The 22,378-nt window shown below is 61.6% G+C and carries 14 protein-coding genes; 7 read left to right on the top strand and 7 right to left on the bottom strand.

The window, feature by feature from the left end; translation table 11 throughout:
• Nucleotides 1–157: 157 nt before the first annotated feature.
• The 3 genes from zipA to SOP85_RS21070 form a co-directional block, all read right to left on the bottom strand.
• A complete protein-coding gene (zipA, locus tag SOP85_RS21080; RefSeq protein ID WP_274073196.1) occupies nucleotides 158–1,012 on the bottom strand; it encodes a cell division protein ZipA in 855 nt (284 codons plus the stop codon).
• Nucleotides 1,013–1,267: 255 nt separating this feature from the next.
• Entirely contained in the window at nucleotides 1,268–4,756 is a 3,489-nt protein-coding gene (smc, locus tag SOP85_RS21075) for a chromosome segregation protein SMC (RefSeq protein ID WP_323628114.1), read from the bottom strand.
• Nucleotides 4,757–4,758: 2 nt separating this feature from the next.
• Nucleotides 4,759–5,418, bottom strand: a complete 660-nt coding sequence (locus tag SOP85_RS21070; RefSeq protein WP_274073194.1) for a GntR family transcriptional regulator — start codon at nucleotides 5,416–5,418, stop codon at nucleotides 4,759–4,761.
• A gap of 265 nt (nucleotides 5,419–5,683) precedes the next feature.
• Between SOP85_RS21070 and xdhA the strand changes: the two genes are divergently transcribed.
• The 4 genes from xdhA to guaD all read left to right on the top strand — a co-directional run bounded on the left by xdhA (nucleotide 5,684) and on the right by guaD (nucleotide 11,835).
• Nucleotides 5,684–7,138 (top strand): xanthine dehydrogenase small subunit, encoded by a 1,455-nt coding sequence (gene xdhA / locus SOP85_RS21065; protein WP_323628113.1) that lies wholly within the window; start codon nucleotides 5,684–5,686, stop codon nucleotides 7,136–7,138.
• The gene (gene xdhB / locus SOP85_RS21060) at nucleotides 7,131–9,530 is read left to right on the top strand and encodes a xanthine dehydrogenase molybdopterin binding subunit (protein ID WP_274073192.1); all 2,400 of its coding nucleotides are present in this window, start codon (nucleotides 7,131–7,133) and stop codon (nucleotides 9,528–9,530) included. The genes xdhA and xdhB overlap by 8 nt, the downstream gene beginning before the upstream one ends.
• A 117-nt stretch (nucleotides 9,531–9,647) precedes the next feature.
• Nucleotides 9,648–10,505 (top strand): xanthine dehydrogenase accessory protein XdhC, encoded by an 858-nt coding sequence (gene xdhC, locus SOP85_RS21055; protein WP_323628112.1) that lies wholly within the window; start codon nucleotides 9,648–9,650, stop codon nucleotides 10,503–10,505.
• A 25-nt stretch (nucleotides 10,506–10,530) separates the two neighbouring features.
• Nucleotides 10,531–11,835, top strand: a complete 1,305-nt coding sequence (gene guaD / locus SOP85_RS21050) for a guanine deaminase (RefSeq protein WP_274073190.1) — start codon at nucleotides 10,531–10,533, stop codon at nucleotides 11,833–11,835.
• A gap of 163 nt (nucleotides 11,836–11,998) precedes the next feature.
• On the opposite strand, the gene SOP85_RS21045 is transcribed toward guaD, so the two are convergent.
• Nucleotides 11,999–12,763, bottom strand: coding sequence for a GntR family transcriptional regulator (locus tag SOP85_RS21045; protein ID WP_046816196.1), 765 nt, complete (start codon nucleotides 12,761–12,763; stop codon nucleotides 11,999–12,001).
• A 356-nt stretch (nucleotides 12,764–13,119) separates the two neighbouring features.
• Between SOP85_RS21045 and SOP85_RS21040 the strand changes: the two genes are divergently transcribed.
• Nucleotides 13,120–14,310, top strand: a complete 1,191-nt coding sequence (locus SOP85_RS21040) for a benzoate/H(+) symporter BenE family transporter (RefSeq protein ID WP_323607095.1) — start codon at nucleotides 13,120–13,122, stop codon at nucleotides 14,308–14,310.
• 131 nt (nucleotides 14,311–14,441) lie between these two features.
• Here the strand turns inward: SOP85_RS21040 and SOP85_RS21035 are convergent, their stop codons facing one another.
• Entirely contained in the window at nucleotides 14,442–14,786 is a 345-nt protein-coding gene (locus SOP85_RS21035; RefSeq protein ID WP_274073188.1) for a YggL family protein, read from the bottom strand.
• Between the two features lie 234 nt (nucleotides 14,787–15,020).
• On the opposite strand from SOP85_RS21035, the gene dacB reads away from it, so the two are divergent.
• The gene (gene dacB, locus SOP85_RS21030; RefSeq protein WP_323628111.1) at nucleotides 15,021–16,481 is read left to right on the top strand and encodes a D-alanyl-D-alanine carboxypeptidase/D-alanyl-D-alanine endopeptidase; all 1,461 of its coding nucleotides are present in this window, start codon (nucleotides 15,021–15,023) and stop codon (nucleotides 16,479–16,481) included.
• Between the two features lie 125 nt (nucleotides 16,482–16,606).
• On the opposite strand, the gene SOP85_RS21025 is transcribed toward dacB, so the two are convergent.
• Nucleotides 16,607–19,006, bottom strand: a complete 2,400-nt coding sequence (locus SOP85_RS21025; RefSeq protein WP_323628110.1) for a sensor domain-containing diguanylate cyclase — start codon at nucleotides 19,004–19,006, stop codon at nucleotides 16,607–16,609.
• Nucleotides 19,007–19,171: 165 nt separating this feature from the next.
• Nucleotides 19,172–21,442, bottom strand: a complete 2,271-nt coding sequence (rlmKL, locus tag SOP85_RS21020) for a bifunctional 23S rRNA (guanine(2069)-N(7))-methyltransferase RlmK/23S rRNA (guanine(2445)-N(2))-methyltransferase RlmL (protein WP_274073185.1) — start codon at nucleotides 21,440–21,442, stop codon at nucleotides 19,172–19,174.
• A 527-nt stretch (nucleotides 21,443–21,969) separates the two neighbouring features.
• Between rlmKL and rmf the strand changes: the two genes are divergently transcribed.
• The gene (rmf, locus tag SOP85_RS21015; protein WP_003223300.1) at nucleotides 21,970–22,185 is read left to right on the top strand and encodes a ribosome modulation factor; all 216 of its coding nucleotides are present in this window, start codon (nucleotides 21,970–21,972) and stop codon (nucleotides 22,183–22,185) included.
• The last annotated feature ends 193 nt before the right edge of the window (nucleotides 22,186–22,378 follow it).

Raw genomic sequence — 22,378 nt, 5'->3', positions numbered from 1 at the left:
CTCTCATAAAGCAAAAGAGCAGCCGAGGCTGCTCAATTTGTTGATGCTGTACAAATCATTGTAGGAGTCCGGCTTGCCGGCGAAGGCGTATTTGAGATCGCCATCGCCGGCAAGCCGGGCTCCTACAGGGTGTGGAAATCGCCACACACTGCTGGTTTTAACGTTTTTGGGTCAATGCGCGGCGTTCAAATTCAACGATGCGCTGACGGTAGTGCTCGATCGTCTGGGCGGTCAGTACGCTGCGCTGGTCGTCCTTCAGTTCGCCGTTCAGCTCTTGCGACAATTTACGCGCCGCCGCCACCATCACGTCGAAGGCCTGCTTCGGATGACGCGGGCCTGGCAGGCCGAGGAAGAAGCTCACCGCCGGGGTGCTGAAGTGGTCGATGTCGTCCAGGTCGAACACGCCCGGCTTGACCGCGTTGGCCATGGAGAACAGCACTTCGCCATTGCCGGCCATGCTTTCGTGGCGGTGGAAGATGTCCATTTCGCCAAAACGCAGGCCGCTTTCGAGAATGTTCTGCAGCAGGGCCGGGCCTTTGAAGCCGGCAGGATCGCGGCAGATCACGCTGATGACCAGCACTTCCTCGGCTTGCGGCTGTTCCTTGTCGCTGACCGCTGGCGCAGGCTTGGTGTCATCCGGGAAATCGTCGTCTCGGCTGCTGAAGCTCGGGCCGCCGTCCAGGTCCAGGCTGAGGTTCATGTCGCCCTGGGAAGGCTCGCCATGGCCACGCTTGCCGCGCTTGGAGCCCGAATCGCGGGAGTCCCGGGCCGGCATGCTCACCGACGGCAGGTCGTGCTCGTCCAGTTGCGGTTCCTTGTGCGTATCCAGCACGCGGGACGGGCCCAACACCTCGGGGCTGGCGTCCTCTTCGGGCAGGTTGGACAGGCTCCGGTCGAGACGGAATTTCAGTTTTCCCTTGCCGCCGCGCATACGGCGCCAGCCATCAAAAAGAATACCGGCAATGACAATAATGCCGATGACGATCAGCCACTCGCGCAGACCGATTTCCATGTAATCCCGTGCCTCTATAAAAAATGCTGAAAAATAAGGGGCTTACATTCTGTAAACCGCTTTAAAACGTGGCGCCAACTCTATGTTCTGACAGGCGTTTTACCCACGTATACGAAAAATTGACATTAAACTAGCACGACCAAAGGCAACTTTACACCGTCTGGCACGTTGGTCCCGCGAATATGTCGATTGGCCAGCAAGTCGGCATGGCAAATTGAGTCCCACTGTAAAAAAATCCCCCCTGAAAGCCACGCCTCAGGCATCCACCATCGCCATGGCCTCCTCGACATCCACCGCCACCAGACGCGAGCAACCCGGTTCGTGCATCGTCACCCCCATCAATTGCTCGGCCATTTCCATGGCGATCTTGTTGTGGGTGATGTAGATGAACTGCACCGTCTGCGACATCTCCTTGACCAGTCGCGCATAACGTCCAACGTTAGCGTCATCCAATGGCGCGTCCACTTCATCGAGCATGCAGAACGGCGCCGGGTTCAACTTGAAGATCGCAAAAACCAGGGCCAATGCGGTCAGGGCTTTTTCGCCACCGGAGAGCAAATGGATGGTGCTGTTCTTCTTTCCGGGCGGCTGCGCCATGATCGTCACCCCTGTATCGAGTAGATCTTCGCCCGTCAGTTCCAAATACGCGCGGCCTCCACCGAAAACTTTTGGGAAAAGTGCCTGTAAACCGCCATTGATCTGATCAAAGGTATCTTTGAAACAGTTTCGGGTTTCCTTGTCGATCTTGCGAATCACGTTTTCGAGCGTATCGAGGGCTTCGACCAGATCGTCGTTCTGGGCGTCCAGATAACGTTTACGCTCCGATTGTTGCTGGTACTCATCGATGGCCGCGAGGTTGATTGCGCCCAGGCGCTGGATCCGCGCGGCGATGCGCTCAAGCTCTTCCTCGGCGGCTTTCTCGCTGGCCTCGGCGGTCAGGGTGGCCAGCACGCCGTGCAGGTCGTAACCGTCTTCGAGCAACTGGTCCTGCAATGCCTTGCGCCGCACGGTCAGGGCCTGCCATTCCATGCGCTGGGTTTCCAGCTGGCTGCGAATCAGCTGGGACTGTTGTTCGGCCTGGTTGCGACGCTTCTCGGCCTCACGCAGTTCGCGGTCGGCATCTTCCAAGGCGATCTGCGCGGTCTTGAGCTCTTCGTCGACGGTCATGCGCTTGTCGAGCAGTTCTTCGAGTTTCAGGCGCAACTCTTCCAGCGGCGCCTCGCCCTCCTCCAGATTCAGACTCAACTGTTCGCGCTTTTCCGTCAGGCGTTCGGCCTGCATTTCCAGGCGCTCCAGGGCCTGGCGCGTGGAATCGTGCTGGGCCTTGAGCGAGCCCAGGCGCACCGCCAGTTGGTGGGCGTGATCCTTGTGCTGGCGGGCCTCCTGGCGCACCCGGTCAAGGCGTTCGCGCAAGCTGTCGCGCTGGGCCAGCAGCAGCTCGCGCTGCTCGGTGTCCAGGGCCATGGCGTCGAGGGCTTCCTGCAATTGCAGGCGCGCTTCACCGATGCTTTCGTGCTCCAGGGCGCGCTGCTCGCCCAGTTCCTCGATTTCTTCGTCAAGACGGGTGCGGCGCAGGGCCAACTGCTCGGCCTTGGCTTTGCCGGCCGACAGCTGGGCCTTCAACTCGCCTTGCTGACGGGCTTCGTCCTGCAGCAAACGACGCAGGTGTTCGCGACCGTTTTCCTGCTGACGCTGTTGCGCCCGCAGGTTTTGCAATTCGGTTTCCAGGGACTCGACCGCCGCTTCGCGCTCTTCGCGCTCCAGGCCCAGTTTCTGGATTTCCTGGCCACGGGCGAGCATGCCGCTTTCCGCTTCACTGGCACGGCGCACCCGCAGAAAGTGCCGGCCGACCCAATAGCCGTCGCGGCTGATCAGGCTCTGGCCGGCGGCCAACTGACCGCGCAAAGCCAAGGCCTCTTCGAGGCTGTCGACTGGTTTGACCTGCCCCAGCCATGGCGACAGATCAATCTGCGCCTCGACCTTGTCGAGCAAACTGCCAGGCACTCGCTGGCCATCGCTGGCCGGGCTGAGCAGGCGCAGATCGCCCTGGGCAAAGCTGGACAGGTCGATGTCGTTGAAGTCATCCACCAGCACTGCTTGCAGGTCGGCACCGAGCACGGTTTCCACCGCCAGTTCCCAACCTGCTTCCACCTTCAGCCCTTCGGCCAGGCGCGGGCGATCCGCCAGATGCTGCTCACGCAGCCACTCGGCGGTGCCGGTGCCCGGATCGAGCGCGGCTTGTTGCAGGGCTTCGAGCGAGGCCAGGCGACCGTTGAGCCGCTGCAGATCGCCCTGGGCCTGTTGCTGTGCCGTCAGCGCGTGCTGCAATTGCTGGCGCAATTGCTCGAGCTTTTCGACCTGAGCTTCTTCACTGGTCTGCAAATCCTCGAGGGTCGCCTCGGATTCAGCGAGCTGCTCGCTGAGCTGCATGATCGCTGCATCTTCCGGATCCGCCGAGAGCAAAGCGCGCTCTTCGCCGAGGCGTTTCTGCCGATCGGCCAGGCGCTCCAGGCTGGTTTCCAGTTGCTGGATGCGTGACTGCTGGACTTCCGACTGGCGCCGCGGCTCGGCAGCGCTCAGATTGAAGGTGTCCCACTGCTCCTGCCAGCCGTGCATGGTGGTTTCGGATTCTTCCAGTGCGGCGGCGGCCTCTTCGGCGGCGGCGCTGGTGACTTCCTGCTCCGGCGTGAGCATGTCCAGCTCTTCGCCGAGAGTCAGCAGCAGCGTGCGGTCGTGGCCCAGGTGCGACTCGGTCTCCAGGCGCGCGCGCTCGGCTTCCTTTAAATCGTCCTGCAACTGGCGCAAGCGCTGCTGACCGTGCTGGATGCTCTGTTCGACCCGGGCGATGTCGCCGCCGACCGAATAGAAGCGCCCTTGCACCAGATTGAAGCGCTCGGAGAGGTCGTGATGGCCATCGCGCAGGCGTTCGATACTGGCATCGGCGTTGCGCTGTTCGGCCACCAGGGCTTCGAAACTGATTTCCTGGGTGCCGATGATCGCTTCGCGCTGGCCGACCTGTTCGTTCAGGTCCTGCCAGCGCAGGGCCGACAGTTGCGCCTTGAGCTGACGCTCTTCGCCTTTGAGTTCCTGATACTTCTTGGCCGCTTCAGCCTGGCGGTGCAGGCGTTCGAGCTGACGTTCCAGCTCTTCGCGCAAGTCGGTCAGGCGCTCGAGGTTTTCGTGGGTGCGGCGGATGCGGTTTTCGGTTTCGCGCCGACGCTCCTTGTACTTGGAGATCCCCGCCGCTTCTTCGATGAAGTTGCGCAGGTCTTCAGGCTTGGACTCGATCAGCTTGGAGATCATCCCCTGCTCGATGATCGAGTAGCTGCGCGGGCCGAGGCCGGTGCCGAGGAAGATATCGGTGATGTCACGGCGCCGGCATTTGGTGCCGTTCAGATAATAAGTGGTCTGGCTGTCGCGGGTGACTTTGCGGCGGATGGAAATTTCCGCATAAGCGGCGTATTCACCGAGCAAGGTGCCATCGGTGTTATCGAACACCAGCTCGATGCTCGCCTGGCTCACCGGCTTACGGCTGGTCGAACCGTTGAAGATGACGTCGGTCATCGACTCGCCGCGCAGGTTCTTCGCCGAACTTTCGCCCATCACCCAGCGCACGGCGTCGATGATGTTCGACTTGCCGCAACCATTGGGCCCGACCACCGCCGCCATGTTGCTGGGGAAGTTCACCGTGGTCGGGTCGACGAAGGATTTGAACCCCGCCAGCTTGATGCACTTTAGCCGCACGCTTATGCGTCCGTCAGGGCAGAGATCACCAGATCGCAGCTGCGCTGGCCGTAAGCGGTCAGCACTTCGCGGATCTGTGCAAAGTCACGGGCGATCACGGCGGCGAGCAGGCGCTCGAACAAAGCCAGGTATTCGCTCATCGAGGCCTTGCGCTGGTCCAGGGCGAGGAAATACGCACGGCTCATGGCCGGCTGCAGGTTTTCGACGGTTTCCTGCAGGTACGGGTTGTTGGCGAACGGATAGGTGGCGCGCATCACATTGAAACTGTCGTCGACGAAGCTGTGGATGTCCTGGCGCTCGAAGCTGGCCGTCAGGCGCTGCTGGATTTGCAGGAATGGCGCCAGGTCGGCCTGGACTTTCCAGCCGTTGGCCACGGCGTTGGCGAGCAGGATGTACATCTCGCTCATCAGCGTGCACAGGCTCTTGACCTTGTGCGCGGTGAGCTCGGTGACGTGGGCGCCCCGGCGCGGCAGGATGGCGATCAGGTGCCTGCGCTCGAGAATCAGCAAGGCCTCGCGAACCGAGCCGCGGCTGACGTCGAGTGCCTGGGTGACCTTCTGTTCCTGGATGCGCTCCCCGGGCTTCATCTCGCCGCGAATGATGCGTTCGGCGAGGTGATGCGCGATTTGCTCGGCGAGGCTGTCCGGCGCCTTGAACGTCATGGTTGTCCTTCAAACTCTTCGATTTGCACAAGCGGCGCAGTGTAGCGCAATTGATACGTCATGGCGCAGGGCCTGCCCGGTGGTTTTGGCACGATTCAAGCAAAAAGCAAGGTATTGATCGAGGGTCAATACTGAAGAAAACAGGCGTTAATCGACAAAATGCATTTTCCTGACCTTTAAGTCAGAAAATCATTGACCGGAAAGTCAGACCTGCTAAATTCGGTTCATGGCGGTTAACAACAATAATGAGTCTGCGAGGCCTTCCGTGATCCAGTTTTTACTCAACCAGGAACTCCGTAGCGAGCACGCCCTGGACCCGAACCTGACCGTGCTCAATTATCTGCGCGACCATGTGGGCAAACCCGGCACCAAAGAAGGCTGCGCCAGCGGTGACTGTGGCGCGTGCACCGTGGTGGTCGGCGAGCTGCAGACCGATGACGACGGCCGCGAACACATTCGCTACCGCAGCCTCAACTCGTGCCTGACATTCGTGTCGTCCCTGCACGGCAAGCAACTGATCAGCGTTGAAGACCTCAAGCACAAGGGTGAGCTGCACAGCGTGCAGAAGGCCATGGTCGAGTGCCACGGCTCGCAATGCGGGTTCTGCACCCCGGGTTTCGTGATGTCGTTGTTTGCCCTGCAAAAGAACAGCGACGCACCGGATCAGCACAAGGCCCACGAAGCCCTGGCCGGCAACCTCTGCCGCTGCACCGGTTATCGGCCGATCCTGGAAGCCGCCGAGCAGTCCTGCTGCGCCAAGCAACCGGATCAGTTCGATGCCAATGAAGCCCAGACCATCGCCCGACTCAAGGCCATCGCGCCGACCGACATAGGCGAACTCAACAGCGGTGACAAGCGCTGCCTGGTGCCGCTGACCGTGGCCGACCTGGCCGACCTCTATGACGCTTATCCACAGGCGCGGCTGCTGGCCGGCGGCACCGACCTGGCGCTGGAAGTGACCCAGTTCCACCGTACCCTGCCGGTGATGATCTATGTCGGCAACGTCGCCGAGATGAAGCGCATCGACCGCTTCGACGACCGCCTGGAAATCGGTGCCGCCACCGCCCTCTCCGACTGCTACGAAGCGTTGAAGGCCGAGTACCCGGACTTCGGCGAACTGCTGCAGCGCTTCGCCTCCTTGCAGATCCGCAACCAGGGCACCCTGGGCGGCAACATCGGCAATGCCTCGCCCATCGGCGACTCGCCACCGCTGCTGATTGCCCTGGGCGCGCAGATCGTCCTGTGCAAAGGCGATACCCGCCGCACCCTGGCCCTGGAAGATTACTTCATCGATTACCGCGTCACCGCACGCCAGGAAAGCGAGTTCATCGAGAAGATCATCGTGCCGCGCGCCAGCGTCGAACAGCTGTTCCGCGCCTACAAGGTGTCCAAGCGCCTGGACGATGACATCTCTGCGGTGTGCGCGGCGTTCAACCTGCACCTGGAAAACGGCGTGATCGCCGATGCCCGCGTGGCGTTCGGTGGCATGGCGGCCATTCCAAAGCGCGCCAACAGTTGCGAAACCGCGTTGATCGGTGCGCCCTTTAACAGCGACACCGTTGAACGTGCCTGCGCTGCCCTGGCGGAAGATTTCACGCCGCTGTCGGACTTCCGCGCCAGCAAGGAATATCGCCTGCTCAGCGCGCAGAACCTGCTGCGCAAATACTTCATCGAACTGCAAACGCCGCACATCGAGACTCGGGTGACCGCTTATGTCTAACCATCACGCCGTAGAGAAGACCCAGGCCGAACTGGCTGAACTGTTCGCCAAGGACCTGACCACCGGTGTCGGCCGCAGCGTCAAGCACGACAGCGCCGCCAAGCATGTGTCCGGTGAAGCGCAGTACATCGACGATCGCCTGGAATTTCCCAACCAGCTGCACGTTTATGCACGCTTGTCCGACCGCGCCCACGCCCGGATCATCAGCATCGACACCCAGCCGTGCTACGCCTTCGAAGGCGTGCGCATCGCCATCACCCACGAAGACGTGCCGGGCCTGAAAGACATCGGCCCACTGCTGCCGGGTGACCCGCTGCTGGCCATCGACGACGTGCAGTTCGTCGGCCAGCCGGTGCTCGCCGTCGCCGCGAAAGACCTGGAAACCGCACGCAAGGCGGCGATGGCCGCGATCATCGAATACGAAGACCTCGAGCCGGTGCTGGACGTGGTCGAAGCCTTGCGCAAGCGCCACTTCGTGCTCGACAGCCACACCCATCAGCGCGGCGATTCGGCCACGGCGCTGGCCACCGCCGAGCACCGCATCCAGGGCACCCTGCACATTGGTGGCCAGGAACACTTCTACCTGGAAACCCAGATTTCCTCGGTGATGCCCACCGAAGACGGCGGCATGATCGTCTACTGCTCCACGCAGAACCCCACCGAAGTGCAGAAGCTGGTGGCCGAAGTGCTGGACGTGTCGATGAACAAGATCGTTGTCGACATGCGCCGCATGGGCGGCGGCTTTGGCGGCAAGGAGACGCAAGCGGCGAGCCCGGCGTGCCTGTGCGCGGTGATCGCGCACCTCACCGGCCAGCCGACCAAGATGCGCCTGCCGCGGGTCGAAGACATGCTGATGACCGGCAAGCGTCACCCGTTCTATGTCGAATACGACGTCGGCTTCGACAGCACCGGGCGCCTGCACGGGATTGCCCTGGAACTGGCCGGCAACTGCGGCTGCTCGCCGGACCTGTCGGCATCGATCGTCGACCGCGCGATGTTCCACTCCGACAACTCGTACTACCTGGGCGACGCGACCATCAATGGTCACCGCTGCAAGACCAACACCGCCTCGAACACCGCTTACCGTGGCTTTGGCGGCCCGCAAGGCATGGTCGCCATCGAAGAGGTGATGGACGCCATCGCCCGGCACCTGGCCCTCGACCCGCTGGCGGTGCGCAAGGCCAACTATTACGGCAAGACCGAGCGCAACGTCACCCACTACTACCAGACCGTCGAGCACAACATGCTCGAGGAAATGACCGCCGAATTGGAAGCCAGCAGCCAGTACGCCGAGCGCCGCGAAGCGATCCGCCGCTACAACGCCAACAGCCCGATCCTGAAAAAGGGCCTGGCCCTGACCCCGGTGAAATTCGGCATCTCCTTCACCGCCAGCTTCCTCAACCAGGCCGGCGCGCTGGTGCACGTCTACACCGACGGCAGCATCCACCTGAACCACGGCGGCACCGAAATGGGCCAGGGCCTGAACACCAAGGTCGCGCAGGTCGTGGCCGAGGTGTTCCAGGTGGAAATGGACCGCGTGCAGATCACTGCGACCAATACTGACAAGGTGCCGAACACCTCGCCGACCGCTGCGTCCAGTGGCGCCGACCTCAACGGCAAGGCTGCGCAGAATGCCGCAGAGACCATCAAGCAACGCCTGGTGGAATTCGCCGCTCGCCAGTACAAGGTCAGCGAAGAAGACGTGGAGTTCCACAACGGCCACGTACGGGTTCGCGATCACATCCTGACCTTCGAAGCGCTGATCCAGCAGGCGTATTTCGCCCAGGTGTCGCTGTCGAGTACCGGGTTCTACAAGACCCCGAAAATCTACTACGACCGCAGCCAGGCCAGGGGGCGTCCGTTCTATTACTTCGCCTTCGGCGCCGCCTGCTGCGAGGTGATCATCGACACCCTGACCGGCGAGTACAAGATGCTGCGCACCGACATCCTCCACGACGTCGGCGCCTCGCTGAACCCGGCTATCGACATCGGCCAGGTCGAGGGCGGTTTCATCCAGGGCATGGGTTGGCTGACCATGGAAGAGCTGGTGTGGAACAACAAGGGCAAGCTGATGACCAACGGCCCGGCCAGCTACAAGATCCCGGCCGTGGCGGACATGCCGCTGGACCTGCGGGTGAAGCTGGTGGAAAACCGCAAGAACCCGGAAGACACGGTGTTCCATTCCAAGGCCGTGGGCGAGCCGCCGTTCATGCTCGGCATCGCCGCGTGGTGTGCGATCAAGGATGCGGTGGCCAGTCTGGGTGATTACAAGCATCAGCCGAAAATCGACGCGCCGGCGACGCCGGAGCGGGTGTTGTGGGGGTGTGAGCAGATGCGCCAGTTGAAGGTGGCGAAGGCGGCCGAAACCGAGGTTGAGTTGGCTCCGCTCTGATACCGAGGCGCGGCCAATCGCCAGCAGGCTGGCTCCCACAGGGGAATGCATTCCAATGTGGGAGCCAGCCTGCTGGCGATGAGGCCGGGACAGACACCAGAGATGTTGAGGTGAAACATGTACAACTGGATCGACGCCCTCGCCGACCTGCAAAACCAGGGTGAACCCTGCGTGTTGGTGACCATCATCGAAGAGCTCGGCTCGACGCCGCGCAATGCCGGTTCGAAGATGGTCGTCAGCGCCCGCCAGACCTTCGACACCATCGGTGGCGGGCACCTGGAATTCAAGGCCATGCAGATCGCCCGCGAGATGCTCGCCAGCGGCAAGCAGGACACCCATCTGGAGCGCTTCAGCCTCGGCGCCAGCCTGGGCCAGTGCTGCGGTGGTGCCACCGTGCTGCTGTTCGAACCGATGGGCCAGGTCCAGGCGCAGATCGCCGTATTCGGCGCCGGCCACGTCGGCCGTGCGCTGGTGCCGCTGCTGGCCAGCCTGCCCTGCCGGGTACGCTGGATCGATTCGCGCGAAGACGAATTCCCGCAACAGATCCCCCACGGCGTACGCAAGATCGTCAGCGAAGAACCGGTGGACGAAATCGACGACCTGCCCGCCGGCAGCTACTGCATCGTCATGACCCACAACCACCAACTCGACCTCGAACTCACCGCCGCCATCCTCAAGCGCAACGACTTCGCCTACTTCGGCCTGATCGGCTCGAACACCAAACGGGTGAAATTCGAACACCGCCTGCGCGACCGCGGTTTCGACAGCGGCGTCGTGCAACGCATGCGCTGCCCGATGGGCATCGGCGAAGTCAAAGGCAAACTGCCTGTGGAAATCGCCATCTCCATCGCCGGCGAGATCATCGCCACCTACAACGCCAATTTCGGCCAGCAAACGTCCAGCGCCGAACCGATTGCCAAACTGCTGCCCGTTTCACGCCGCAGTCAGGCGACAAAATTGAAAGCCTCCAATTGATGAGCTTCATAAATAGAGAATAATCATGCCCCTGACTCGCAAAGCCTACCGCGCCGCCATTCTGCACAGCATCGCCGACCCTGCCGAAGTCGGGATCGAAGCCTCGTACGAGTATTTCGAGGACGGCTTGCTGGTGATCGACAACGGCAAGATCAGCGCCCTCGGCCACGCCAGTGAATTGTTGCCAACCCTGCCGGCCGATATCGAGATCACCCATTACCAGGATGCGCTGATCACCCCCGGGTTCATCGACACCCACATCCACCTGCCGCAAACCGGCATGGTCGGCGCCTATGGCGAGCAACTGCTGGACTGGCTCAACACCTACACCTTCCCCTGCGAAAGCCAGTTCGCCGACAAGGCCCACGCCGACCAGGTCGCGGACATCTTCATCAAGGAACTGCTGCGCAACGGCACCACCACCGCGCTGGTGTTCGGTAGCGTGCATCCGCAATCGGTGAACTCGTTCTTCGAAGCCGCCGAGCAGTTGGACCTGCGCATGATCGCCGGCAAGGTGATGATGGACCGCAACGCCCCGGACTACCTGACCGACACCGCCGAATCCAGCTACCTGGAAAGCAAGGCGCTGATCGAGCGCTGGCACGGCAAGGGTCGCCTGCACTATGCGGTCACCCCGCGTTTTGCCCCGACCAGCACCCCGGAACAGCTGACCCTGGCCGGCCAGTTGCTGACCGAATACCCGGATCTGTACATGCAGACCCACATCAGCGAGAACCTCAAGGAAATCGAGTGGGTCAAGGAGTTGTTCCCGGAGCGCAAGGGTTACCTGGACGTCTACGACCACTACCAATTGCTCGGCGAGCGCTCGGTGTTCGCCCACGGCGTGCACCTGTGCGATGACGAATGCGCGCGACTGGCGGAAACCGGTTCGGCCATATCGTTCTGCCCGACCTCGAACTTCTTCCTCGGCAGCGGTTTGTTCAACCTGCCGATGGCGGAGAAGCACAAGCTGAACGTCGGCCTGGGCACTGACGTGGGTGGCGGCACCAGTTTCTCGCTGCTGCAAACCCTCAACGAAGCCTACAAGGTCATGCAACTGCAAGGCGCGCGCCTGAGCCCGTTCAAGTCGCTGTACCTGGCGACCCTCGGCGGCGCCCGTGCACTTCGCCTGGAAGACAGGATCGGCAACCTGCAGCCGGGCAGCGATGCCGACTTCCTGGTGCTGGACTACAACGCCACGCCGTTGCTGGGTTATCGCTTGCAGCAGGCCAATAACATTGCCGAGACGTTGTTTGTGCTGATGACCCTGGGGGATGACCGGACTGTGTTGCAGACTTATGCGGCGGGGAATCTGGTGCATCAGCGGTAAGGTTTTTCGGGCATAAAAAATCCCCCGTAATCGTCAGATTCCGGGGGATTTTTTGTGTCTTTGCGGCCGCCTTCGCGAGCAAGCCCGCTCCCACATTTGATCTGTGTCGTTCACAAATCCCCTGTGGGAGCGGGCTTGCTCGCGAATCAGGCGACGCGGTCTCTCAGATTTTCGCCGGCGACCGCCCCGGCTTCTTGGTCTGCAACAAATGCGAGAACACCGCATGCAAATCATCCGACGCACTTTCCTCATCGAGATTGAGTTTGCTGTCGATGTGATCCATGTGATGCATCATCAGGTTCACCGCCAGTTCCGCGTCGCGCTTTTCAATGGCGTCGATCAACTGGGTGTGCTCGTCGTAGGAGCAGTGGGAACGGTTGCCGCTTTCATACTGGGCGATAATCAGCGAAGTCTGGGACACCAGGCTGCGCTGGAAGCTGATCAGCGGGGCGTTTTTCGCCGCTTCGGCCAGTTTCAGGTGAAATTCGCCCGACAGGCGGATGCCGGCGCCCCGGTCGCCACGGGAAAAGCTGTCGCGCTCGTCGTTGACCATCTGCCGCAACTCGGCAATCTGTTCGGCGGTGGCGTGCTCGACCGCAAGCTCGGTGATCGCCCGCTCCACCAGACGCCGGGCCATGAACACCTGGCGCGCCTCTTCGACGCTCGGGCTGGCAACCACGGCGCCGCGATTTGGCCGCAGCAACACCACGCTTTCATGGGCCAGGCGCGACAGTGCGCGGCGAATGATGGTGCGGCTGACCCCGAAAATTTCCCCCAGCGCTTCTTCGCTCAACTTGGTGCCGGGCGCCAGGCGCTGTTCGAGGATGGCCTCGAAGATATGCGCGTAGACAATATCGTCCTGGGTTCCGCTGCGGCCGGCTTTGCCTGCTCGCGGCTGTTTCTTTAGGGGTTGCAACTGTTCGTTCATGGGCACTCGAGTCGGAAGAACTGCGGCGAATTGACGGTGACTGTAATACGGCACAGTGGGTCGCTGGCAAGTATCGCGTAAAAATCACTACGATTGTACACAATGGTTAGTGCCAACACGACTGTACGGCTGTTTGTCACATCCGCTGTATGGCAACAATACATTACGTTTGAGTTTAGGCTTGTTCGCAGAATCCGCCTTTGTTCGCAATCCCTGTGGGAGCGGGCTTGCTCGCGAAGAGGGCGTGTCAGCAGACATTAATGTAGCTGACGGACCGCATTCGCGAGCAAGCCCGCTCCCACAGGGGTTCAGTGTTGCAGCGGACATCTTCATACGTATAAAGGAACACCGCCGTCATGAACGACGCCACGCATACCCAACTGCGCCCCTTGGCCGATACCTCTCCATCAGCCATCGTCGCCGGGTTCATCGCCATGATGACCGGCTACACCAGTTCCCTGGTGCTGATGTTCCAGGCCGGGCAAGCGGCCGGGCTGACCAGCGGGCAGATTTCGTCGTGGATCTGGGCGATTTCCATTGGCATGGCGGTGTGCTCGATCGGCCTGTCCTTGCGCTACCGCACCCCCATCACCATTGCCTGGTCCACCCCGGGCGCTGCCTTGTTGATCACCAGCCTGGGGGGCGTGACCTACGGCGAAGCCATCGGTGCCTATATTACCTGCGCGCTGCTGGTGACGATCTGCGGGCTGACCGGCAGTTTCGAACGCCTGGTGAAAAAGATTCCCGCGTCCCTGGCGGCGGCATTGCTGGCGGGGATCCTGTTCAAGATCGGCAGCGAGATTTTCGTCGCAGCGCAGCATCGCACTGCGCTGGTGCTGGGCATGTTCTTCACCTACCTGGTGGTCAAGCGCCTGTCGCCGCGTTATGCCGTGTTGGGCGCATTGCTGATCGGCACGGCCTTGTCCGGCCTCATGGGGCTGCTGGACTTCAGCGCGTTCCATCTGGAAGTGGCCACGCCGGTCTGGACCACACCGCACTTCTCCCTCGCCGCGACCATCAGTATCGGCATCCCGTTGTTCGTGGTCGCGATGACTTCGCAAAACATGCCGGGCATCGCCGTGCTGCGCGCCGACGGCTACAACGTGCCAGCTTCGCCGCTGATCACCACCACCGGCATCGCCTCGCTGCTGCTGGCGCCCTTCGGTTCCCACGGCATCAACCTGGCGGCCATCAGCGCGGCGATCTGTACCGGGCCCCATGCCCATGAGGATCGCAACAAGCGTTATACGGCGGCGGTCTGGTGCGGGATTTTCTATGGCATCGCCGGCGTGTTCGGCGCGACGCTGGCAGCCTTGTTTGCCGCGCTGCCCAAGGAACTGGTGCTGTCGATTGCCGCACTGGCGTTGTTCGGTTCGATCATCAACGGCCTGAGCATCGCCATGAGCGAAGCGAAGGAGCGTGAAGCGGCGCTGATCACCTTCATGGTCACGGCATCGGGGCTGACGCTGTTTTCCATCGGTTCGGCGTTCTGGGGGATTGTGGCGGGGGTTGTGACGCTGGTGATTCTGAATTGGCGTAAAGGCTGAAGATCGCAGCCTCGTTTCACTCGACAGCTCCTACAGGGGATCGCGTTCCAATGTAGGAGCTGCCGAAGGCTGCGATCTTTTGATCTTCCCAAAAAAAACGGCGACTCAATGGTCGCCGTTTTTTTATAACATCAGGCTACCGGATTGATCGGCTTTTCCGGGTACCAGACGTCCAGCAGCGGGCTGACTTCAACGCTGGTCAGCTCGGTGCGGCCTTTGAGCCAGGCTTCAACGGCAGCGCGTTGTTCAGCGCTGACCGAGCCACGCTTGATCAGGCAAACCAGACCGTAGTCATCACCGCCGACATAGCCCAGACCGTTGGCTTCCATGGCATCTTTGAGGAACGCCTCGAGGAAGGCATCAATGGCTTCTTCGGACAGATCTTCCTTGAAATCCAGGTTCAGTTCGAAACCCAGCTCTTGAAATTCATCAACGCACAGTTTTTTGCGCAGACGCTGGGAGCGGTTAGTCGCCATTGGAACAATCCTCTTAAGTAATAACGGGCCGCACTTTAGCAGTTTAAGCCGCCAATTGCCCGACTCTCTGGGGCGCAACGCCTACCGTCGGTAAAAAATAGCCCATTGGTGGCCCCGCGCACGGCACAAGCCGTGGCACCTTGGGGCATAATGCCGACACTTTCATGACCACTGAGGGAATTTATCTTCATGCCCTCGTCTTTATTTCCCCCTCGGCTGTAGGGTTTTATGTACATGATCAAATCGTTGCGTCCATTGCTCCTGGCCGGCCTGCTTTTCCCCCTGGCCCTCCCCGTTTCCGCTGAACCGATCAATACCAGCCTGTCGCCCAACGTCGAAAAAGCCCTCAAGGCCAGCAAATTGCAGGACAACGCCCTGTCGCTGGTGATGATTCCACTCAACGGCCCCGGCACCCCGACCATCTTCAACGCCGACGTCTCGGTCAACCCGGCGTCGACCATGAAGCTGGTCACTACGTACGCGGCCCTGGAAATGCTCGGCCCCAATCACCAGTGGAAAACCGAGTTCTATACCGATGGCACCCTCAGCGGCGGCATCCTCAACGGCAACCTCTACCTCAAGGGTGGCGGCGATCCGAAGCTGAACATGGAAAAACTCTGGCTGCTGATGCGCGACCTGCGCGCCAACGGCGTGACCCAGGTCACCGGCGACCTGGTGCTGGACAAGAACTTCTTCATGCAACCGCAACTGCCCGAGTTCAACGACGACGGCAACGACGACAACAAGCCGTTCCTGGTCAAGCCCGATGCGTTGCTGGTCAACCTCAAGGCCCTGCGTTTCGTTGCGCGCAATGACTCGGGCAGAGTGCTGGTCTCGGTGGAGCCGCCGATCGCCAGCATCCGCATCGAAAACCAGGTCAAGGCGCTCAATTCCAAGCAATGCACCGGTGGTGTGCGCTACAACCCGGTGCCCCAGCCCGATGGCAGCGTGACCGTGACGGTCGGCGGCCAGTTGGGCGAAGGCTGCAGCTCGCAGACCTACCTGTCGTTGCTGGACCACGCCACCTACACCGCCGGCGCCGTTCGCGCGATCTGGAAAGAACTGGGCGGCAGCATCCAGGGCAAGGATGTGCTGGCGCCGACACCGAAGGGCGCCAAGGTACTGGCGCGGGCATTTTCGCCGGATCTGGCGGAAATCATCCGCGACATCAACAAATACAGTAACAACACCATGGCCCAGCAGCTGTTCCTGAGCCTGGGCCAGAGGTTCCGCACCGATGCCGACGCCGACGACGCCAAGGCCGCCCAGCGCGTGGTGCGTCAGTGGCTGGCGAAGAAAGGCATTACCGCGCCGCACCTGGTGATGGAGAACGGCTCCGGCCTGTCCCGTGCCGAACGCGTCAGTGCCCGGGAAATGGCGTCGATGCTGCAAGCCGCCTGGCGCAGCCCTTACGCCGCCGAGTACATCAGTTCGATGCCGATTGCCGGCACCGACGGCACCATGCGCAAACGCCTGAAGACCACCGCCATGCGCGGTGAAGCCCACGTCAAGACCGGCACCCTGAACACCGTGCGGGCAATCGCCGGCTTCAGCCGCGACGTCAACGGCAACACCTGGGCGGTGGTGGCGATCCTCAACGACAAGGCACCGTTTGGTGCGTCGTCGGTGCTCGACCAGGTGCTGCTGGACCTGTATCGCCAGCCGAAACTGGCGCAGACCGCTTCGGTGTTGTAATCCCCACCGAACCCATGTGGGAGCGGGCTTGCTCGCGAATAGGGAGTGTCAGGCGACATTATTGTTAACTGACACACCGCTTTCGCGAGCAAGCCCGCTCCCACAGGTATTGCGTACAGTCCGCATCAGTTCATTTCGCCCTGCACCCGATCCCTGCCCTCCTGCTTCGCCACATACACCCCCGAATCCGCCCGCAACAACAACGCATCCGCGCCCTCGCCCTCACGCCAGCTGGCAATGCCGAAACTGGCGGTGACCACGCCGACTTCATCGATCGGCGCGCTGCGCAGGCATTGCCACAACTCCAGCGCCAGCAGATGGGCCTGCTCGCCGCCGATGTCCGGGCACAGGACCATGAACTCCTCACCGCCCAGGCGGCAGAACACATCGGTGCGCCGCAGCCGATGGCCAACGCGTTCGCACACCGCCTGCAACACCCGATCGCCCACGGCATGGCCGTACTGGTCATTGATGCGCTTGAAGTGGTCAATGTCGAGCATGATCACCGACAGATCGCCACCCCCGCGCTCCACCCGGGCCATCTCGGTGGTCAGGCGCTCCTGGAAATAGCGGCGGTTGTGGATGCCGGTCAGGGCGTCGGTGACCGACAGCGCCCGCAGTTCTTCTTCCACCCGCTTGGTGTCGGTAATGTCCGAGATGTAGCCATGCCAGAGTACGCCGCCGCCGGGCAGTTCTTCCGGGGTCGCCTCGCCGCGGACCCAACGCAGGCCGCGCTGGGGCAGTTGCACGCGGTATTCCTCGCGCCAGTGGCTGAGGGTTTCGGCCGAGTCCCGGATCGAGGCACGCACGCGCGTGGTGTCCTGGGGATGAATCCGCGTGAAAATCGCTTCGGCGTTGAGCAGCAGCACGTCCGGCTCCAGCTCATAGATCTCGCGAATGCCGTCGCTGGCGTAGATCACGCTGAAGCGCCCGTCGAACTCCATCTTGAACTGGTAGATCCCGCCAGGCACATGGGCGCTGAGTTTCTTCAACAACAGGTCCCGTGCGGCCAGGGCCTCATGCACGCGCTTGCGTTCGGTGATGTCGATGCAGATTGCCAGGTGCCCGACCCACAGGCCCTGCTCATCGAACACCGGCGTGGCCAGCATGTTGACGATCAGATGGCTGCCATCGCCACGCACCAGCGTCCACTCCCGCGCCTCATGGCCGCCCTCGACGCGCCCCTCGACCAGCATCGCATGACAGGCCGGTACCGGCTTGCCGTAACAGGCACTCAATTCTGCCGAACGTACCGCGAGCTCCCGGGGCAAGTGCAGGTTTTCCAGGGTCATGCGCCCGACCACTTCGGCGACGGTATAACCGAGCATGTGCTCGGCGCCGGCGTTGAAGGTGCTGATCACCCCGCGCAGGTCCGTGGCGATGATCGCAACCTGGGTCGCGGCATCCAGCACCCCGCGCAACTGGCCATGGGTGCCGCGCAGCTCCTGTTCGCGGGCGCGCAGTTCCTCAGTTCTTTGCTCGACCATCTTCAGCGCCCGTTGCCGCTGACTGACCAGCACATAGAGCAATGCGCTGAGCAACACGCTGAGCAAGCCACCGAGCACCATCAGCGTGGTCACCGAAGAGTGATTGGCCCGCAGGAAAGCCTCGCTGGGCTGGATGTCGACCTGATAATCATGGTCGGCCAGACGTAACAGGCGAGTCGCGGACAGGTCACTGAGCGCGGGCGCATTGGGCGATTGAAACAACACCTCATGCTGCTCATCGGTAGACAGGTCGAGAATGCGCACCGAGAGATAATCACGGTCCACCTCCGGCAGACCGTCCGCCAGCAACTGGCGCATGCTGATCACTGCCATGACATAACCGAACGGCTTGCCCGTTGCGTCGGCGGCGCTACTGCGCAGCATGACCGGGGCAATCAAGAGTACGCCTCGCGCATAAGCCGGCTCGATATTGACCAGGTGCAGCGGTTGCGACACGGCCATGCCCCGGCGCTGCTCGGCCCGTTCCAGCGCGGCGCGACGCAAGGGCTGTGCCAGCAAGTCATAGCCCAGTGGCGCACCGAGTTTGCTCTGTGTCTGGCTATACAACACCGCTACGTACTCATCCCGCTCGCCGGCCACTTGCAACTGGCCGTCGGCATTCAGTTCGCGCAGCGTGAACTCGCCCAGGCCCTCCTCGCGCGCCCGGCGCTCGAAGGCTGGTCGCTGGTCGCGAGTGATCCGTTCGGCAAACGAGTACGCCTGGGTCCGGTGCAACAGGGGTTGGGTGTAGCCGTCGAATTCCGCGCGGGAGACCGCATCGGAGTTGGCAAAGAACCGGCGCAGGCCATCGAGGCGCTGTTCCTGATCCTGGAAGCGTTCTTCGATACGGCTGTAGCGTTCGCTGGCCAGCAACTGGAAGCGCTGGCGCAATTGATGGTGAAACAGGTTCAGCGTCGACCAGGCGAGCAATGCCGTGAGAGTCCCGCCGATGAGCAAGACCATGAGCGCGACCAGCCCGGCCGAGACATCTTCGCTGATAAAACCCAGGATCTTGGGGCGCACGGCGTGCAACGACATAGACGCAACTCAAAACGCCAGGTGCGGGAAAGCCCATTGGCCATGAGTTGAGTTATAGCTATTAGCCACTAATTTGACCAGTACCGTGGGGCCCGGCTTGTCGGCGAAGGCGATCCTGAAATCGCCTTCGCCGACAAGCCGGCGCCTACAGTGCCATTCACCCCATCAACGGGCAGTGATTTTCCAGGCACGGTGGATCTTGGTGTTACGGGAAAAATCCGCGTCGATGGTCTGGGCGGTGATCTCTTCGATCGCGTAGCGCTCGCTGAGGTTAGGCTCGAGCTCGAACTTGCGGAAGTTGTTGGAGAAGTACAGCACTCCACCCGGTGCCAAGCGCGCCATGGCCAGGTCGATCAGTTGCACCTGGTCACGCTGCACGTCGAAGATTCCTTCCATGCGCTTGGAGTTGGAGAAAGTCGGCGGGTCGATGAAGATCAGGTCGTACTCTTCACGGCAGGCTTCCAGCCAGACCATCACGTCACTCTGCTCCAGGCGGTTCTTGTCGGAGAAACCGTTCAGCGACAGGTTGCGACGCGCCCAGTCCAGGTAGGTTTTCGACAAGTCGACGCTGGTGGTACTGCGCGCGCCGCCCTTGGCCGCATGGACACTGGCCGTGGCGGTGTAGCAATACAGGTTGAGGAAGCGCTTGCCGGCGGCCTCTTTCTGGATGCGCATGCGCATCGGCCGGTGGTCGAGGAACAACCCGGTATCGAGGTAATCGGTGAGGTTGACCAGCAGCTTCACCCCGCCTTCGTTGACCTCGACGAACTTGCCCTGGGCGGCCTGGCGCTCGTACTGCCTGGTACCGCTCTGACGCTCGCGGCGCTTGACCACCACGCGGCTCTTGTCGACGTTCAGGGCCTGCGGGATCGCCGCCAGGGCGTCGAACATGCGCGCCGAGGCCTTCTCCGGATCGATGGATTTCGGTGCGGCGTATTCCTGGACGTGGACCCAGTCGTGGTACAGGTCGATGGCCATGGAGTATTCCGGCATGTCGGCATCGTAGACGCGATAGCAGTCGATGCCTTCACGCTTGACCCACTTGCCCAGCGCCTTGAGGTTTTTCTGCAGGCGGTTGGCAAACATCTGCCCGCCTTCGCTCAGGCGCGGCTGCTCGATCACCGGTGCCGGTGCCGGCGTCGGTTTGATCGGGTTGCCGTTCTTGTTGTACTGGCGCTCCTGCGGCTCGCTCGGCGCCTGGTCGTAGGCCGCCTGCTCACGCTCGGCCTGACGCTGTTCCGGGGTACGACGTTCGCCGGTGACGAATTGATCCGGCAATACCTTGATCAGCAACAGCTTGCACGGCAAGGCGCCGTTCCAGAACGAATACTGCTTGTGGCTGCGGATACCCATGCGCTTGCCCAGGTCCGGGGCGCCGGTGAACACCGCCGCTTCCCAGTTCAGGCACGCCTGACGCAGGCGTTCGCCCAGGTTCTGGTAGAGGTAGAGCAGGCTCGCCTCGTCGCCCAGACGCTCGCCGTACGGAGGGTTGCAGATCACCAGGCCTTTCTGGTTCTGGTCCGGACGCGGCTCGAAGGTCGCGACTTCGCCCTGGTAGATCTTGATCCACTCGCTCAGGCCGGCACGCTCGACGTTGTTGCGCCCTGGTTGAATCAGGCGCGGGTCGGCTTCATAACCGCGAATCCACAACGGTGGCTTGGCCAGGCCGGCCGCCGCACGTTCACTGGCTTCTTCATGGAGCTTTTTCCACAGTGCCGGCACGTGGCCGAGCCAGGCGGTGAAACCCCATTGCTCGCGGCGCAGGTTCGGCGCGATGTCGGCAGCGATCATCGCCGCTTCGACCAGGAAGGTGCCGACACCGCACATCGGGTCAGCCAGGGCGCCGCCTTCAGCGGCGATGCGTGGCCAGCCGGAACGGATCAGGATCGCCGCCGCGAGGTTTTCCTTCAGCGGCGCCGCACCTTGCTGCAGGCGATAGCCGCGCTGGTGCAGGCTGTGGCCGGAAAGGTCGAGCGAGAGGATCGCTTCACCGCGATCCAGGCGCAGATGGATGCGCAGGTCCGGGTTGAGCTTGTCGATGGATGGACGGTCGCCCTGCGGGGTGCGCAGTTTGTCGACGATGGCGTCCTTGACCTTCAAGGCGCCGAAGTGGGTGTTGTCGATGCCTGAGCCGTGACCGCTGAATTCGACGGCCAGGGTGCCGTCATTGAGCATGTGGTCCTGCCACTCGATGTCCAGCACGCCGTGGTAGAGGTCTTCGGCGTCTTTCATCGGGAAACGCTTGAGGACCAGCAGCACCCGGTTGGCCAGGCGCGACCACAGGCACAGGCGATAAGCGGTTTCCATGGTGGCCATGCCACGCACGGCAGAAGTGTGCTCACGCGCTTCCTCAAGGCCAAGCCCGACGGCTTCCTCGATGAGCAGGCCTTCAAGGCCTTTAGGGCAAGTGAGGAAGAGTTCGAAACGATCGGACATGGGGATTCGGAGCCTTTGCTGAGTGGACCGGCAACGCATTGCCGGCCCGGTTTTCAATCAGGCGCTTTTCTCGAAGAGCGCCCGCGTGGCACGAAGGTGTGCCATTCCACCCTTGCTGCCCGGGTTAAATGAGCTTAGATGCAAGGACAGATAAAAAGGTTGATGCAACAAAATGACATAAGTCGACCCTTCGTCGAATAGTCCGTCCCGGCAACAGGAGGCATTCTCAGCAAAAGATTAACCTGATCATCCAACGCAGGGCCGATCATACCGGGGTTTGATCAATAAAGACGCCACAAACATCATGTTACTTAGTGCCATAGCACATTAACGGTTACGTCCTTATGACAAAACGATCATTCCCTCGATGTGACGCATTGGTTAGAACTCAACACAGGTTGGCGCCGCAATGACGTCAACACCTTGGCTCGTCACGCCGGCAACGAGCCCCAACGGCAGGTTTTTTCTGCCAGACCTCGATTGAGGTCAACGCGATACATACAGTCAACAAGTGAGGGCAACACCCTATGAGAAGACTTAAGCGTGATCCGTTGGAAAGAGCATTTTTGCGCGGATATCAATATGGCGTTGGTGGTAAATCCCGTGAGCTTTGCCCATTTACTCTACCGTCGGTACGCCAAGCCTGGATTAACGGCTGGCGAGAAGGACGCGGCGACAACTGGGACGGTATGACCGGCACTGCGGGAATCCACAGACTCAACGAACTTCACGCCGTCGGCTAACACAGGGCACACACTCCGACACACAATCTGATTTGTAGCGAATTAACCACGCACGTCCCATCCGGACGGCGGGCTACGGCCCAGGGGCTCCTTAGAAGGGGCCCTTTTTTATGTCTGCTCTGCGGTCAATCCCGATTCTCTGTAGGAGCCCGGCTTGCCGGCGAAGGCGTCCTCGAGATCGCCATCGCCGGCA

The organism is Pseudomonas sp. YuFO20 (assembly GCF_035064975.1).
In the GTDB taxonomy this organism is placed as follows: Bacteria; Pseudomonadota; Gammaproteobacteria; order Pseudomonadales; family Pseudomonadaceae; genus Aquipseudomonas; species Aquipseudomonas putida_AE.
The sequence above is the reverse complement of the archived record's forward strand: the minus strand, read 5'-3'. Positions and strand labels throughout refer to the sequence as shown.